Genomic DNA, 15,301 nt, shown 5'->3' on the forward strand with positions numbered 1-15,301 from the left:
GCACGCTGACCGGTACGCACTATGAAAATTTCAACCACGACGGCAGTTTTTGCCGCATTGCTGACTGCTGCGCCATTGCATGCTGAAAACACACCAATCTCCTCCTGGTGGAATGGATTCACTGACGATGTTGCGCAGACCTGGAACGCGCCTCAGCATACCGATCTCTACCTGCCATTTATCAGCTGGCACGCCCGCTTTATGTACGACAAAGAAAAAACCGATAACTATAACGAGAATCCCTGGGGAGGCGGTCTGGGCATTTCCCGCTACAGCGACAGCGGCAACTGGAGCGCGCTTTATGCAATGGCTTTCAAAGACTCACACAATGAGTGGCAGCCGATTGTCGGTTATGGCTGGGAGAAGGGCTGGTATCCTGGTTCGAATCAGGACTTTCGTCTTGGCGCGGGATTAACCGCCGGTATCACTGCACGCGAAGATTTTGGTAACTATATTCCGCTACCGATTATTCTGCCGCTGTTCTCTGCCGGTTATAAGGCGCTGAATGTACAGTTCACCTATATTCCGGGCACGTACAATAATGGCAACGTGCTGTTCGCGTGGTTTCGCTATGCATTTTAATTTTTCAGGAAAGGATTTATGACCCGGAGGTGGAAAACCGTCACCCGCAGGCTCTGGCGTCTTGCGATTGTGTCTGGAGTATTGTTACTGCTGCTACTGATTATTCGAATCTATGAAGCGGAGCGCGGGCCGGAGTTACATCGCTGGCACACCTGGGTCCCGCATGAACTGACAGTGGAACAGCTTGATAATGCGACCTATGCCGACTACCTCAAGGCCGAAAATCATCTGTTCGACGAGATGAAGCAGCAGGTCAGCAACCGGCTGGATGCGGAAGATAAAACGCCACTCAACCGATACTATGCTGGCAGCATGATCTATCCGGGGCATTTCGCGCAGGACTGGAACCGTTCCTATATTCTGCAACCGACGGGCAGGCCGCGCGGTGCGGTGGTGCTGTTACATGGACTGACCGACAGTCCTTACAGTCTGCGGCATGTGGCAGAGGCTTACCGTCAGCAGGGTTATGTGGCAGTGGCGATACGGTTACCGGGTCACGGTACGGTGCCTGCGGGTCTGACCGATGTTGACTGGCAGGACTGGATGGCCGCCACACGCCTGGCGGTGCGGGAAGCGACCCGGCTGGCGGGCACGCAGACGCCGCTGCATCTGGTGGGTTTCTCGAACGGCGGGGCGCTGGCGATAAAATATGCGCTCGACAGCCTGGGCGATCACACGCTGCGTCGTCCGCAGCAATTGATTCTGTTATCGCCGATGATCGGTGTGACTCGTTTTGCCCGGTTCGCTGGTGTTGCCGGGTTGCCCTCTGTTTTCCCTGCCTTTTCGAAAACGGCCTGGCTGAATATCGTGCCGGAGTTTAATCCGTTTAAATACAACTCTTTTCCGGTTCACGCTGCCCGGCAGACCTATTTGCTAACGCAGGCGCTGCAGAAAGAGATCCTGCAATATGCGCGTAATCAGCAGCTCTCCGGTTTCCCGCCCGTGCTAACCTTTCAGTCGGTCATGGATTCCACCGTCAGTACGCCTTCGGTCATCCGCTCGCTCTATAATTATCTGCCAGTGAACGGCAGCGAACTGGTGCTGTTCGATATCAATCAGGCGGTCAGCGTCAGTCCGTTATTCCGCCACTCCTCATATACCGCGGTTAATCAGCTGTTACCTGCGGCGCGTCGGAATTACTCATCCACAGTGATCACCAATGCCTCCGCCACCTCACTGGAGATGGTGACGAAAAGCGTTCCCGCGGGAGAGATGCAGGAACGGATTCAGCCGCTGGCAATTGCCTATCCGGCGGGTCTCTACTCACTGTCGCACGTTGCGATTCCATTCCCGGCCGAGGATGGGTTATATGGCAGCGCGCCCGCGCAGAAGAATGAGTTTGGTATCAGTTTTGGGACGTTGTCACTGCGCGGCGAGAGTGCGGTGCTGATTGTCGGGCTGGACTCGATTATGCGCGCCACCTCTAACCCGTTTTATCCTTATATGATTAACCGAATCGATCACCACATCAGTTGTAGCGACAAGCCGCAACTTGCGGCCTGTCTCAGCAGTTTCTGAATCAGTACAGCATCAGGCCCGCATCGTGCGGGCCTGATGTTAAATAGCGTTCAGCATTTCCATCACATCATCCGACAGTTCCAGGCTGTCGCTGGCAAGATTCTCTTTAAGATGTTCCGGGGAAGAGGTGCCTGGAATCAGCAGAATATTTGGCGATCGCCGCAGCAGCCACGCAAGTGCGACCTGCATCGGCGTGGCATTCAGGGATGCAGCCACTTCATTAAGCTGATCCGACTGCAACGGAGAGAAGCCACCCAGCGGGAAGAACGGCACATACGCAATTCCCTGCTGCGCCAGCTGATTCACCAGCTCATCATCCTGTCGATGCGCCAGGTTATACATATTCTGCACGCAGACAATCGGCGTCATCGCCTGAGCTTCTGCGATCTGCGTGGCGGTAACGTTACTCAGGCCAATATGGCGAATCAGTCCGCGCGCCTGTAACGCCAGCAGCGCCTCCAGTTGTGGCTTCAGAGAGCCTTCTTTCGGCCTGGCCGGATGCAACATACTGCGCAGGTTCACCACTTCAATCACATCCAGCCCCAGGTTGCGCAGGTTATCTTCAACTGCCTGCTTCAGCGCCTCTGGCTCCATCGCCGCCAGCCAGCCGCCTTTGGCGTCGCGTCGGGCACCCACTTTGGTGACGATGCAGAGATCCTGCGGATAGGGATGTAGCGCCTTTTTAATCAGCTGGTTGGTTTCGTGCGGACCGTAAAAATCGCTGGTGTCGATATGATTAACGCCTGCCGCGACAGCGTCGCGCAAAACCCGGATTGCCCGGGCTTCATCTTTTACCGGGCCGAACACGCCCGGCCCGGCCAGTTGCATTGCGCCGTAGCCGATACGGTTAACTTCACGATCGCCTAACGTAAAAGTCATGGTGGTGTTTGACATGAAAACCTCCTGCGTGAATGTAGATCAATTGTAACGGTGATTCAGCTGTGCAACTATCCGGTGAAATCAGGACAGACTGTACAGGGTGATGCACAATGGCGATCGATATGGCGCTGCTGGATGCCGTCGTGGCGGTGGCAAAAGCGGGAGGGTTTAGGGAAGCGGCACGCGTCACCGGCAGCAATGCGTCACGCCTGAGCGATGCGGTACGACGGGCGGAACAACAGCTGGGCATTCGTCTGTTTCACCGCACCACCCGCACTGTGGTGTTAACCGAAGCGGGCAGGGTGCTGATGGAACGTCTGCTGCCCGCGATCAATGAAGTTAACGCCGCGCTGGATGCGGTTAATCGCTACCGTAACACCCCTGGTGGCACGCTGCGGCTGAATGTGCCGGTCAGTGCAACCCGGCTGGTGCTGCCCGCGCTGGTGCCGGAATTTTTGCAGCGTTATCCCGACATCCGGCTGGAAATTGTGGCGGAGAGCAGCGTGCAGGATGTCTTTCGTGACGGTTGTGACGCCGGGATTCGTTATGATGAGCGGCTGGAGCAGGATATGGTGGCGATGCCAATTGGCCCCAGACAGCAACAGTTCGCGCTGGCGGCTTCTCCGGCTTATCTGGCAGAACATGGCCGACCGGAACATCCGCGCGATCTGATCCATCATCGCTGTCTGCGTGGCCGTTATGCCAGCGGCCTCATGGCTGACTGGACCTTCAGCCACGAGGGCGAAGAGATCAGCGTTGAAACCAGCGGGCCGCTGGTGGTTTCGGTCGGTGGCGCAATGGATCTGGCGGTGGAGGCGGCCATCGCCGGAAGCGGCGTGATATATCTGTTTGACGAGTGGCTCAGGCCAGCCCTTGACAGCGGCAGGCTGGAACCGCTGCTGCAACCCTGGTGGCTGACTTTCTCCGGTCCGTGGCTCTATTACAACGATCGCCGCCTGATCCCCGCCCCGCTTCAGGCATTTATCGACTTTGTGCGCGAAAAAAACGGGCGCGAAAACAACTCAGCTATACCAGCTAAACCCCTGTGGCACCCGTGAAAATCCGGCATGTCGCAACGCGTTAAGCAGCGGGGACCGCGAAACCGGTTCACCATCTACCTTCTCAAGCGTGAAACTCGCGGGCTTTTCACGCTTCAGTGCCAGGCCCAGCGCCGCCACCGCGACCTGCTGCAGCGCGGGATCGTCGATGAATGTCAGCAACTCTTTGCCTCCGGGCGTCAGATAAAGCACCAGCGCGCCGCCTGCAATCACCACGCGGCCCCCCTGACGGCGGGTCGGGCGGATGCCGCTGGCGTGGAGCGGCCAGCTCAGTAACGCACCAAATGGATTCGCCGGGTCCGGTGCGGCCAGCGCCACAGCCTCTGTCGCGGTCAGCGGCTTTTCTGCCAGCTCCCGCAGCCGCTCAATGGTGTTATGGTCGGCAAACTGCGCGCCGCCCGCACCAGCGACAAACCGGCCACGCAGCAATCGTCCGGCATCTTCCATGCTGCGTAATACCGGCTGTAACGCCGGGAATCCTCCGGGGATCTGCTCCGATATCGCGCTACCACGGCTGATCACCCCATAACGGTCGAGAAGATTTTCCACCAGCGACAGGGCCAGCCGGGCAGGATCAATCTCCTGTCGGTTAATCCGCGACCAGCGACCAGCCAGCGTGTTGACCGCTGGTCGGCGTGCAGAAAGTGCGCCCGGGGTAAAACGCTGACCAAAACGGGTGCGCAGGGTACGCGCGGGACGTGAACGGGGGGCGCCTGGCGTGGTCAGCAGCCCACGCACCGCAATCCAGCTATCGGCGGTGACATAGCCTTGCCACACCAGTTGCCACAGGGCAGCATAAACGTCGGTGGTTTGCGTCTCTGCCTCGTCCATCTGTGCCATGATCTCATGAACAAACCACGAGCCACCCCGGCTAAGGGCGTCGAGAGTCGCCTGCTGAGTCGGCGTCAGAGGCTGTGTGGTGTCAATCACCGGCAGTGTTTCAGCGGCATATTCCGTGAGGTGCAGCGAGATCAACCCATCATTCTGACCCAGCGCTTTGTGTCCGTACCAGGTAACCTCGCCACTGGCTAACAGTTCATCGAGCATCGCGGGCTGATAGTCGGCTATCCTGGCGCGCAGGATTTGTGACTCCCACAGCGAGGCCGGTAGCGGCACGCCCGCAAGTTGCTCAATCACACGTAACAGCCTGCTAACCCCCTGATGCTCTTCACGCTGCGTGTTAAGCACACCGTGACGCTCCAGCAGCAGGTTGATCCAGGCGGCAGGTGGAACAGGCCGGGTTGCTTCACGTGCTGATTGCAGTGAACGTAAGCGTAACCGTTTGAAGATCTCTGTGGAAACCCACTCCGTTTCCGATGCGCCCTCTGGCGAACCCACATTGAGCAGGTTGCCCTGCTGATGAAGGGAAAGCAGCACCTCATTCACAATGGCCACACCCAGACCAAAATACGTGGCCAGCTGTCGGGCAGTGAACAGGGTATGGGTTCGGGCGTAGCGATTAATGAGATCGCGTAGCGGATCGGCCTGCGGCTCCAGAAATGTTTCGGGCAGATCGTCAGGCAGTACAACGGCCAGTGCATCGCGCAGGCGGGCTGCATCTTCAATGATCGCCCAGCGCTCTTCACCGGCAAGGGTGATCGGGATCATTCGCTGCGCGGCATCGAACTGCGTTATGGCTTCCGCGATCTGCTGGGCGTTGCCACTGAAACGTGCCGCAATACCGGCAACCGCGAGCGGGCCAAGATCGCGCAGCAGATCGATAATGCCTTCGGCGTGTTGTGCCTGATAGCGGGAATCGATGCGCTGCAGTTCCTGTTCAACCTGCTCAACGACGTCAGGTGCCAGCAAATCACGCTTGCTGGTCTGGCCGAGCAGCTCACCCAGCAGGTTACTGTCGAGCGCCAGCAGTGAGGCGCGCCGTTCTGCCAGGGGGGCGTCGCTGGCGTAAATAAACTCTGCAACATAGCCAAACAGCAGCGGCGCGGCAAAAGGGGAGGGCTGTTCGGTCGTCACCTCGACCAGCTTTACCTTTCCCTGTGCCATCTGTTCCATCAGCTGGTGCAGGGCAGGCAGATCGTAGACATCCTGCAGACATTCGCGTGTGGTTTCGATAAGGATGGGGAAATCGTCATACTGTCGTGCAACTTCCAGCAACTGACCGGCGCGCAGCCGCTGCTGCCAGAGCGGCGAACGTTTGTCCGGATTACGCCTCGGCAGCAGCAGAGCGCGTGAGGCACATTCACGGAAGCGGGCGGCAAACAGCGCCGACTGACCGACACTCTCAGTGACCTCCCGGGTCAACTGGTCGGCGTCGAACATAAACAGGTCAGCGCCGGGTAACACTCCCTCGCTGGCGGGAAAGCGGGCCACGATGCCGTCATCGCTGGCCGCAACAGAAGCATCAATGCCCAGGCGTTGCTGGATTCGGGCGGCAATCGCCAGCGCCCAGGGCGCATTGACCCGCTTTCCCCAGGGCGAATGCAGGATCACCCGCCAGTCGCCGATTTCGTCACGACAGCGTTCGATCAGCAATGTGCGATCGTCCGGCAGTACGCCGGTCGCGGTGCGTTGTTCAGCCAGCAAAGCCAGCAGATTCATGACTGCGCGGGCATCCAGCCCCAGCGCGCGCAACTGCTCCTGCGCATCCGCCGGTGAAGCCGCACTCAGATGACGCAGAAACAGCCCGAGGCTGGCACCCGATTCAGCCGTGCGGCCCACACCTTCTCCGCGCCAGAAAGGCAGACGAGCCGGACGACCTGGCGCAGGAACCACCAGTACCTGGTCGTGGGTAATCTGCTGAATCCGCCACGACGTTGCGCCCAGGGTAATAATGTCATTGACCCGCGACTCATAGACCATCTCTTCATCCAGTTCGCCGACACGACGTGAGCCAGCCTGCTCTTCGCCTTCCGGCAGGATGACGCTGAACATGCCGCGATCGGGAATGGTGCCGCCGCTGGTCACGGCCAGATGCTGAGCGCCGGGTCGCGGCGTCAGCAGTCCGCTCTGACGATCCCACACCAGCTGCGGCCGTAGCTGAGCAAAAGCGTCTGAGGGAAACTTACCCGCCAGCATATCGAGCGTGGCATCAAACAGCCGACGCGACAGAGTGCGAAACGGATCGGCCCGACAGACCTGCGCATACCAATCATCGACCTGTAAGGGATCCATTGCGACGGCCGCCAGGGTTTGCTGCGCCAGGATATCGAGCGGGTTACGCGGCGGAGCCAGCGCATCGAGCTGGCCCGCACGCATCGACTGCAATATGACGGCCGAATCCAGCAGATCGCGCCGGGTGCGCGGAAACAGGATGCCGGTTGATACGCCGCCAACCTGATGTCCGGCGCGTCCCACGCGCTGCAGTGAGCTGGCGACTGAAAGCGGTGCGCCCACCTGGATCACCAGATCCACCGGCCCCATATCAATGCCCAGTTCAAGACTGGAAGTCGCCACCACGCAGCGCAGTCTGCCCAGCTTCAGTGCGGCTTCAATCTCGCCTCGCTGCTCCTTCGAGACGGAACCGTGATGTGAGCGGGCAATAAGATCGTCACTGTCATCGGATTCCGCATCCCGATCGCCAGCGGCTGTCTGCTGCGCCAGATAACGCGCATTGAGCCGCGCAGTCAGCTTTTCCGCCAGGCCACGCGAATTCACAAACACCAGCGTGGCGCGATGGGACATGACCTGCTGCAGAATGCGCGCTTCAATGTGCGGCCAGATCGAACCGCTGGCAGAGGTGGCTTCACCGGTCAGGTCATCGGGGCTGGCGATATCGGTCATATCTTCGACCGGAACCTCGATGGTCAGGTGCAGCGTCCGATCGGCGGCCGGATTAACGACCTGAACGGGCTGACAGCCGCCAAGGAAGGCGGCGACCCGCTCAACCGGTCGTACCGTAGCGGAAAGCCCGATACGCTGGGCGGGCTGTGGCAGCAGTGCATCCAGCCTCTCCAGGCTCAGCGCCAGCTGGGAACCCCGCTTCGATCCCGCCACCGCATGCACCTCATCGACGATGACCGTGGTCACGCCCTGCAGCGTCGTTCGCGCTTTTGAGGTCAGCATCAGAAACAGTGATTCGGGTGTGGTGATCAGGATATCGGGCGGGCGGCGCACCAGCCTGGCGCGCTCTGCACTGGGCGTATCGCCTGATCGCATTCCGATATTCAGAGTGATCTCTGGCTCATTCAGCGCCTGCCGCTCAGCGTAAACGCCTGCCAGCGGCAGATTAAGGTTGCGCTGTACGTCCGCGGCCAGCGCTTTAACCGGTGAAATATAGAGAATGCGAGTGGTCGTTTCACGTGCAGGTGAGGGCTGGGTGGTTCGGAACTGAAACAGCGTGTCGATGGCGGTGAGGAAGGCCGCCAGCGTCTTCCCTGAACCGGTCGGGGCGATCACCAGCGCATGCTCTCCGCTGGCTATCGCCTGCCATGCCGCCTGCTGCACCGGCGTGGGTGCAGCAAAGGTGGCAGAAAACCAGCGTCGTGTGGCGGATGAAAACCGGGCTAAAACCGCATCAGATTGGGATTTCGACATCATACTCACGGTATTACGCAGCAACTGCGCCTGAAATTAATCCGTTGAGTGTAAGTGAAAATTGCCGTTTGTGGATGACGCGGCAGATATCTGGCCGCGTCGGGCGGGTTTATTAACTGGCCGCTCCGGCTAAAGCGCGACCTCTGATCGCCAGCAGCGACACCAGTGCCAGCACGATGATAGTCATGCCATAGAACCAGGCGGTCTGGTTCAGCCCGATATGGGGCGCTGCCATTCCGGCGGCAATCGCAGGCAGGGCAAAGGCGAGATAGCTTTTGATTAAAAAGGCGGAGAACAGTCCGGCGCGTTCATGACTTTCAGCTAACTGCATAATGATCTTCAGCACGCTGGAGAAAATCGATCCAAATCCCTGACCCGCAATGGCAGTGCCGAGATAGAGCCAGGCCACGCTGTGCAGAGAAAGGCCCGCAAGAGTGACGCTGACGCCCGCTATCAGCATCAGCGTACCGATAACTAATGCCCGCGCAGGCGGTAACGGGCGGAAGAGAAATACTGCTGCCGTTGCGCTCAGCATCAGCGTCGCCACAATCGAGCCGCCGATAAAAGGCGATGTCAGGCCGGTTGCGTTCGCCACCATTGAGGGCATCAGTGAAAGGTAAAATCCGCCCAGCATCCAGGTTGCGATGTTAACCGGCGTCACCATTAACAGCGGGCCCAGCGCGCGTCGCGGTATGCTGACCTGGGGTCGCAGTGCGGCCAGAACACCCGGCTGAGGCGCAATGGTTTCTGGTATCAGCGGCAACAGCGCCATGGCAACCACCATCAGGAGCAGCAGCAACGCGTAGAGCGTCACCGTGGGAAAGGGCGCAAAGGTGACCAGTATGCCGCCCGCCAGCGTGCCCAGCGTCATCCCCAGAAAGGCGGTGAATGAGTTCAGGAGTGGCCCACGGGTTTTACTGGCGTCAATCAGGCTGGCACCAAAGGTCGGTAAGGCAATACCGGTTGCAAAGCCCTGCACCAGCCGGGCGGCGATTAAGGTCGCCGCAGAACCGGCAGACATAAAGATCACCAGCGCGACCGCATTGATCGCCAGCGCCAGCAGCATCAGCGGGCGGCGGCCGGTATAGTCGGACACTTTACCGACCGTCAGCAGCGCGGCCAGTAACGCGAAAGCATAGGCACCAAAGATCAGCGTCAGCATGGTCGGCGTCAAATGGAACAGGCTGCGATAAAGTGGGTAGAGCGGCGTTGGCGCACTGCTGGTGGCGGAAATCAGCGCCGCACCGGTAAAACTGAAAAGCGTGGTGCGGGCAGCAGCCTGAGGCGTCAATGTGGGGTTCATGAAATTACCTTAATGCAAAGTATTAGCTTTTAATAAGGTATACGGCTATCTGTGCCTTAATGCAATATCTTTGCTTTAACGTTTATTGCGGTGAGGGTGGAAGGCTTGTCTGAGAGTTTGTAACGGTAAGAGCTATTCAAGGTGTTACGTCTGATTTTTGACAGAGGCAAGCCTGTTATCAGGATATCTGATTTACTGACCCTCTCCCGACGGGAGTTCATGTGCTGGCAGAGGCACGTTGACTTTGGGCCACCGTGACTTTATAGATAAGCTCAAACCTTTATAAGTTTAAGTTGGGGAAAAAGGGCGCATGCTATTGCAGGAAAGCCTTAAACAGGAAGTTACTGAAGCAGTCAAAAAATCACTCACCTTCGATATTTTGTATCAGAGAATACGGCCTGATATATCAGCTTTCGTGGCTGCAACGTCACAACTGCCATTGAAAAGTCTTGATGATTGGGAGCGATTAATACGCTGGCAGATTGACTCATCTTTTTATGCATCAGGTTATAAACGGACAGGTGCTGAGATTCAGCAGGTGTGTTCTCTCAGGTGGCTGGACTTATGTCATGCAGATGGTTTTCGGCGGGAACGCGCATTACGAACATTATCAGTTGGCGCACCCAACAGTTTTTTATTTGCCTTAGCCGTCAGAAGGTTAAATGATTGGGTTCCTCAGGTCAGAGAAGCCGCCCGTGAAGCACTGCCCTCAATCGCAGAAGCTTCTGACCCGGAAATTATCGTGGATGTCTTGTTTATAACGCTTCCCTATTGGACCTCATGGGGAAGAGCGGGTGAGAAGGAACACGAGGTACTGACAGACATTATTTCAATGGAGAACGTCACTGCCTCTCTGAAAAAAAGACTTATCTGCACTTCTTCGGGACCTGCTGCGACTGTCTTTACCCAAGCAGGACGCACGTCAGTATTAGATAATTTTCTGTCTGAGATTGCTGAATCCTCCATTCAGCCCTCACTGCGTGCGAAGGCGTACCGCTGCCTGTTCGAAGGCAAAATTATCTGGTCCGAGGGGCTGGAATGGAAGTGGATTGATAAAGCCTTTGGCGTACGACGGCGTGTACCTGTTTTAAAAGAAAAAACAATAGCCGTATCCAGACCTTTTATTGATATCTTAAGGATGGCCATACTTGACCGCTCACCGATGGTACGGCGTATAGCCGGAGAAATGCTGATTAAAGAATTAGAAAATATATGTGATGAAGCCTTTTCCATGGCCACTCAACTGGCTTCCGATATATCGGAATCTGTAGCGGAACGAGGAAGGTTTGCACTGGTCTGCTTAAAAAAGGATAAGTGAGGCTTTAATTAAACAAGCTAAGCAATATTATTGTCGCAGGAGCCTTTAGGGTAATCTCTGCCTGCCATAAAGAATCATGCTAAATTTCATGTTGTTATGTGCTTTGCGGGTTGTTTATCAATAATATTTCGGCGAGTCTCACTGTTAATAACAATCAGGGAGCCAGATGATGAAGATAGCTGAGATCGATCATATCCATCTCTACGTTGAAAATATTGAACAGGCAGAAAAGTGGTACAACGAGATCCTGGGCTTTGAACGCGACCCTTCCCTGTACTTCTGGTTTGAACAGGGTGGGCCGCTGGTCATAAGAAATAACAGGGCATCACTCTCTCTTTTCCTGCGAAAATCTCAGCCACCAGGCCATACGGTGGCTTTCGGGGTGGCAGCATCATTTTTCAACGAACTTATGCCTGTACTCCGTAAGAATAAAATCCCTTTCAGCGTCAGTGACCACGACGTGTCGATGTCCGTCTATTTCAGCGATCTCAGTAATAATAAAATTGAAGTGACCTCTTACGACTACCTGCATGCAAAGCAGATACTGGAGAGCTTTGCGTAACGCTATCGCAGTTTGCGCTTAGAGGCGTGACTGCAGGCGCACTGTGATCTCCGCTCCGAAAGTATAAGTACTTCACTCATCAGCACGCTGGAGGAAGTTAAGCCTCCAGGCCCTGAACGGCGATTAATAAAGTGAGTTCTTCAATCGCTCAGGCAGCGCTTTGTCGTAGGCATCGCCATCAATCTCTGCAATCTGTTTGAGGATCGAACCGGTGCTGGGCAGCGACTGCCGTGAGATCTGCGTTTCGGCATCCCATAATCCGGAGCGAATAATCGCCCGGCTGCACTGAAAGAAAACGCTCTCCACAGTGATGCGCAATACGGTTTTTGGCAGCTGATTGTTGATGGCAAAGCGCTCAAGCAGCGCCGGGTCGGTGCTGATCGCCGCTGTGCCGTTCACGCGCAACGTCTCGCCAATGCCAGGGATGAGAAAAAGCAGCGCTACCCGATTGTCATGCAGAATGTTGCGCAGGCTGTCGATGCGGTTATTGCCGCGTCTGTCGGGTAATAACAGGGTCTTGTCATCTTCGATTTCGATAAATCCGGCCGGATCGCCGCGCGGTGAAACATCCAGTCCCTCAGGCCCCGACGTTGCCAGCGCCACAAAAGGCGAGGCGGCGATAAACGGACGATAGGCGGGATGAATATGATCCGTCTCTTTAGCGACAGAGGGCCGGGCGACCGTGCCGTAAAGACCTTCAAGTTCGGTAAGTTCAGTGATAATGCTGCTCTGTTCAGCCATTTTTGCACTTTCCTTTCACTATTCAGATCCTCATGACGCTGAAGGTGAGACTACACAGACCCGACGCGCCAGTTTAAGCAGCACTTTAACACCCATGCAGCGTATTCAGAACCCGTGCGCCACCCTTTATGGCAATCGCCCCAGGTGAATCCGTCTTCCCGCCGCTAAAACAGCTTATTACCTGGGGCGGCAACCTCTTTCCACCCTTTACCAATATCAGAAGCACAACACAACGTAGTGACAGCCTCTGATGAGAGGTCCATTTTCTGCAATCAGATGAGCACGAAAACCGCGACTTGTGCACTGAAATTAGCCGCCGTTCGTTAAGAGTATTAACAGAGTTGGTGACAGCAGAAGTTGCTGATATAAAGAGTAAAGATTGCTTATTCAGCACCCAAAAGGAGCGCAGGATGGTTTGGGAATCAGAGCGGCTGCTCTACAGATATACTCTTCGTGAGGATCTTGACGACCTCTTCAGAATCTATGGCGACCCTGAAACGCACAAATTTAACCCGCGAGGTCCATGGCCCGACAGAACGTATGCCATTCAGGCCATAGAGCGCATATTACAGAGCTATCAGGAACAGGGTTTTGGCGACTGGACGATATTTGAGAAAGCCCATCCGGATAAAATTATTGGTTTTGGCGGTGTGTTCAGAAGCCAGTTTGACGGTCGTCAGACGAATAATCTCGGTTACCGGTTTGAGCCTGCTGCCTGGGGAAAAGGGTATGCTACCGAGCTTTCCCGCAGAGCCATTCGCTACGGATTCGAAGAGGCCGGGCTGAGCATCATTACGGGTGTGACGCGCGAAAACCATCTGGCTTCGCGCCGGGTACTGGAAAAAGCCGGCTTAACCTTTTTGAAAAAGGTCGACGATCCGGAGGGGTTGCCTCCCAGCCTGATGTACACCCTCACACGACGTGACTGGCTTGCGGCTGGCAACATCGTTACCGCATAAGTTTGATCTTTCCCGTTTGTGATTCAGGCGTGGCGAAATCTGCGCCACCTTTTCGCACCAGGTCCCTTTAAACCCTCTCTTATCCCGCGATTAATACTCCCCTGTGTGGATTACTTTAGCCACCTTAATCAGGGGAGGCTTTATGGATATTCGTACAATTTTTATTTCAGCAGTTATGGCAGTCAGTCTTTTATGGATAGGCGCATCAGATAACCGTTCGTCACGTCTCACCGCCGAGCCGGTTAAATCTGTCCTGAGTAAACTGCAGCCTTGATTCTCAATCGCCCGATAGCACACATTAGCGCCTGCTCAGCCTGAGATGCGGTACACTGCCGCTATCTGTTAATGCAACTTCGTTGCTTTAACCATGACGTTCAGGCTGATAAAAGCGGGAGAAAGAGATGGCGAGGGAGATGATTCGGCAGGGTGGGCGCAGCGCACGTATTCAGGCGGAAGTGCATAACACCGTTAACCGCTTGCTTGAAACGCTTGATCGTTCAGCTATTACAGTGCCGATGATCGCCGAACAGGCAGGTGTGACACCTTCCACGATCTATCGGCGCTGGGGCGATCTGTCCCAGTTGCTGGCGGATGTGGCCGTGGCACGGATGCGGCCCATTGCAGAACCGGAAGATACCGGATCGACGGCCGGCGATCTTACCGCGTTCATCCAGCAGTATGCTGAAGAGATGTCGTCCAAAGTCGGTCGTGAGCTTCTGGCTGATGTGATAGGAAGTCAGGCTGAAGTGGCGAGCCAGAAATGCTGTGGGTTTACCTATCAGCATCTTGAAACACTGAAAAGTCGGGCCGAGGCACGCGGCGAATCAGGCTTTGACGTTGATCGCATCATCGATGTGGTCGTGGCGCCGGTGATGTTTCATATTCTGTTCGGCGACCGCGACATCTCAGCAGAATACTGTTCGTCTCTGGTTCAGCGGGCATTTCAGACAGTAGTCAGCGCTGAACAAAGGGCAGGGCGGCTTGCGTGATCAGATGCTGCAAGAGTGCTCGCGCCGGATCGTCACCCTGATCTGAGCGGGCGAGCGCGATACCCAGATAGCCGGGCATTGGCAGCCGGTGGGATTCAATCACCAGTGTCTCCGGCAACCCTGCGCGGGTGCGCAGGGTGATGCCCAGCCCGGCCTGTAATGCCGCCCAGATCCCGCTAAGACTGTGGCTGGTGAACACTACCCGCCACGGAATACCTGCCTTATCCAGCGCCTCGATGGCGCGCGATCGCATGACACACGGCGCATCGAATGCCACCAGCGGCAGCGGCTCGCCGCGCTGCAGATATCCCGCCAGATCAAACGCCGGATGCTGTAACCAGGCTAACGGACACTGACCAATTAACTGCGTGCCAGCCTGCTGCTCTGCCTGCCACAGCAGCGCCAGGTCCAGCTCATGACGGGCCAGCGCCGTAAGCAGCGGCAGATTTCTGTCGACGCGTGCGGTCAGCATCACCTCCGGATGCTGCCGGTTGAACGCGCCGAGAATGTCCGGCATCAACGCCTCGCCAAAATCCTCCTGCATCCCGATGCGTATTTCGCCCTGCAACGCTTCGCCTTTCACTGCCCGCAATGTCTCATCGTTCAGCGACAGCAGGCGTCTGGCGTAACTCATCAGCTGTTCACCGCTGCGGGTCAGCTGCACATGACGCCCTTTTTTCATCACCAGCGCCGTGCCGCATTGCTGCTCCAGTTTCTTAAGCTGCGCACTCACGGCCGAGGCAGACCGACACAGATGCTGTGCCGCCAGGGCAAAGCTGCCGGCATCAATGCCCGCGACGAAACTGCGCAGCGCATCCATATCGAGGGACTCCGGTACCTTTTTCATTATTGTCCTGTAATTATGGATGGTAATAGCTGATTAATTTGATTTTCAGGA

At 56.4% G+C, this 15,301-nt stretch carries 13 protein-coding genes; 8 read left to right on the plus strand and 5 right to left on the minus strand.

The genetic code is table 11. The features are described from left to right. The first annotated feature begins 21 nt into the window (after window positions 1-21). Together pagP and HFD94_RS08525 are read left to right on the plus strand one after the other, a co-directional pair. The gene (gene pagP / locus HFD94_RS08520; RefSeq protein WP_010246837.1) at window positions 22-582 is read left to right on the plus strand and encodes a lipid IV(A) palmitoyltransferase PagP; all 561 of its coding nucleotides are present in this window, start codon (window positions 22-24) and stop codon (window positions 580-582) included. An 18-nt stretch (window positions 583-600) separates the two neighbouring features. Beyond that, on the plus strand, window positions 601-2,100 hold the full coding sequence (locus tag HFD94_RS08525; protein ID WP_033760833.1) for an alpha/beta fold hydrolase: 1,500 nt from the start codon (window positions 601-603) through the stop codon (window positions 2,098-2,100). A gap of 39 nt (window positions 2,101-2,139) precedes the next feature. On the opposite strand, the gene HFD94_RS08530 is transcribed toward HFD94_RS08525, so the two are convergent. Beyond that, window positions 2,140-2,994 (minus strand): aldo/keto reductase family oxidoreductase, encoded by an 855-nt coding sequence (locus tag HFD94_RS08530; RefSeq protein WP_124890714.1) that lies wholly within the window; start codon window positions 2,992-2,994, stop codon window positions 2,140-2,142. 95 nt (window positions 2,995-3,089) lie between these two features. Between HFD94_RS08530 and HFD94_RS08535 the strand changes: the two genes are divergently transcribed. After that, the gene (locus tag HFD94_RS08535; protein WP_167433019.1) at window positions 3,090-4,037 is read left to right on the plus strand and encodes a LysR family transcriptional regulator; all 948 of its coding nucleotides are present in this window, start codon (window positions 3,090-3,092) and stop codon (window positions 4,035-4,037) included. Here the strand turns inward: HFD94_RS08535 and HFD94_RS08540 are convergent. Together HFD94_RS08540 and HFD94_RS08545 are read right to left on the minus strand one after the other, a co-directional pair. Continuing rightward, window positions 4,002-8,534, minus strand: coding sequence for an ATP-dependent helicase (locus HFD94_RS08540; RefSeq protein ID WP_167433020.1), 4,533 nt, complete (start codon window positions 8,532-8,534; stop codon window positions 4,002-4,004). The genes HFD94_RS08535 and HFD94_RS08540 overlap by 36 nt on opposite strands. 109 nt (window positions 8,535-8,643) lie before the next feature. Next, window positions 8,644-9,834 (minus strand): MFS transporter, encoded by a 1,191-nt coding sequence (locus HFD94_RS08545; RefSeq protein ID WP_124890712.1) that lies wholly within the window; start codon window positions 9,832-9,834, stop codon window positions 8,644-8,646. A 310-nt stretch (window positions 9,835-10,144) separates the two neighbouring features. Between HFD94_RS08545 and HFD94_RS08550 the strand changes: the two genes are divergently transcribed. Continuing rightward, window positions 10,145-11,152: a hypothetical protein gene (locus tag HFD94_RS08550; RefSeq protein ID WP_033768755.1), complete on the plus strand. Its 1,008-nt coding sequence runs from the start codon at window positions 10,145-10,147 to the stop codon at window positions 11,150-11,152. 169 nt (window positions 11,153-11,321) lie between these two features. Next, window positions 11,322-11,714, plus strand: a complete 393-nt coding sequence (locus HFD94_RS08555) for a VOC family protein (protein ID WP_010246853.1) — start codon at window positions 11,322-11,324, stop codon at window positions 11,712-11,714. Between the two features lie 123 nt (window positions 11,715-11,837). On the opposite strand, the gene HFD94_RS08560 is transcribed toward HFD94_RS08555, so the two are convergent. Further along, a complete protein-coding gene (locus HFD94_RS08560; protein WP_033787202.1) occupies window positions 11,838-12,455 on the minus strand; it encodes a pyridoxamine 5'-phosphate oxidase family protein in 618 nt (205 codons plus the stop codon). Window positions 12,456-12,865: 410 nt separating this feature from the next. Here HFD94_RS08560 and HFD94_RS08565 point away from each other — a divergent pair, with 410 nt between their 5' ends. From HFD94_RS08565 to HFD94_RS08570, 3 genes are all read left to right on the plus strand, one after another. Then, the gene (locus tag HFD94_RS08565) at window positions 12,866-13,414 is read left to right on the plus strand and encodes a GNAT family N-acetyltransferase (protein WP_050679249.1); all 549 of its coding nucleotides are present in this window, start codon (window positions 12,866-12,868) and stop codon (window positions 13,412-13,414) included. A 142-nt stretch (window positions 13,415-13,556) separates the two neighbouring features. Then, complete coding sequence (locus HFD94_RS23110) at window positions 13,557-13,688, plus strand: hypothetical protein (protein WP_022624561.1); 132 nt, start codon at window positions 13,557-13,559, stop codon at window positions 13,686-13,688. A 127-nt stretch (window positions 13,689-13,815) separates the two neighbouring features. Further along, window positions 13,816-14,403: a TetR/AcrR family transcriptional regulator gene (locus HFD94_RS08570; protein ID WP_124890711.1), complete on the plus strand. Its 588-nt coding sequence runs from the start codon at window positions 13,816-13,818 to the stop codon at window positions 14,401-14,403. Here the strand turns inward: HFD94_RS08570 and HFD94_RS08575 are convergent. Continuing rightward, window positions 14,369-15,250 carry a LysR substrate-binding domain-containing protein gene (locus HFD94_RS08575; RefSeq protein ID WP_167433021.1) on the minus strand — a complete coding sequence of 294 codons (882 nt, stop codon included), beginning with the start codon at window positions 15,248-15,250 and terminating at the stop codon, window positions 14,369-14,371. The two genes, HFD94_RS08570 and HFD94_RS08575, sit on opposite strands and share 35 nt — an antisense overlap. Window positions 15,251-15,301 lie beyond the last annotated feature (51 nt).

This window comes from Pantoea sp. EKM20T, assembly GCF_011800485.1.
In the GTDB taxonomy this organism is placed as follows: Bacteria; Pseudomonadota; Gammaproteobacteria; order Enterobacterales; family Enterobacteriaceae; genus Pantoea; species Pantoea agglomerans.

Excerpts from the sequence above, each read along its gene's own strand:
- pagP (WP_010246837.1), top strand. The coding sequence starts at position 22 with ATGAAAATTTCAACCACGACGGCAGTTTTTGCCGCATTGCTGACTGCT.
- HFD94_RS08560 (WP_033787202.1), bottom strand. The coding sequence starts at position 12,455 with ATGGCTGAACAGAGCAGCATTATCACTGAACTTACCGAACTTGAAGGT.
- HFD94_RS23110 (WP_022624561.1), top strand. The coding sequence starts at position 13,557 with ATGGATATTCGTACAATTTTTATTTCAGCAGTTATGGCAGTCAGTCTT.
- HFD94_RS08575 (WP_167433021.1), bottom strand. The coding sequence starts at position 15,250 with ATGAAAAAGGTACCGGAGTCCCTCGATATGGATGCGCTGCGCAGTTTC.
- HFD94_RS08565 (WP_050679249.1), top strand. The coding sequence starts at position 12,866 with ATGGTTTGGGAATCAGAGCGGCTGCTCTACAGATATACTCTTCGTGAG.
- HFD94_RS08570 (WP_124890711.1), top strand. The coding sequence starts at position 13,816 with ATGGCGAGGGAGATGATTCGGCAGGGTGGGCGCAGCGCACGTATTCAG.
- HFD94_RS08555 (WP_010246853.1), top strand. The coding sequence starts at position 11,322 with ATGAAGATAGCTGAGATCGATCATATCCATCTCTACGTTGAAAATATT.
- HFD94_RS08535 (WP_167433019.1), top strand. The coding sequence starts at position 3,090 with ATGGCGATCGATATGGCGCTGCTGGATGCCGTCGTGGCGGTGGCAAAA.
- HFD94_RS08550 (WP_033768755.1), top strand. The coding sequence starts at position 10,145 with ATGCTATTGCAGGAAAGCCTTAAACAGGAAGTTACTGAAGCAGTCAAA.
- HFD94_RS08540 (WP_167433020.1), bottom strand. The coding sequence starts at position 8,534 with ATGATGTCGAAATCCCAATCTGATGCGGTTTTAGCCCGGTTTTCATCC.
- HFD94_RS08545 (WP_124890712.1), bottom strand. The coding sequence starts at position 9,834 with ATGAACCCCACATTGACGCCTCAGGCTGCTGCCCGCACCACGCTTTTC.
- HFD94_RS08525 (WP_033760833.1), top strand. The coding sequence starts at position 601 with ATGACCCGGAGGTGGAAAACCGTCACCCGCAGGCTCTGGCGTCTTGCG.
- HFD94_RS08530 (WP_124890714.1), bottom strand. The coding sequence starts at position 2,994 with ATGTCAAACACCACCATGACTTTTACGTTAGGCGATCGTGAAGTTAAC.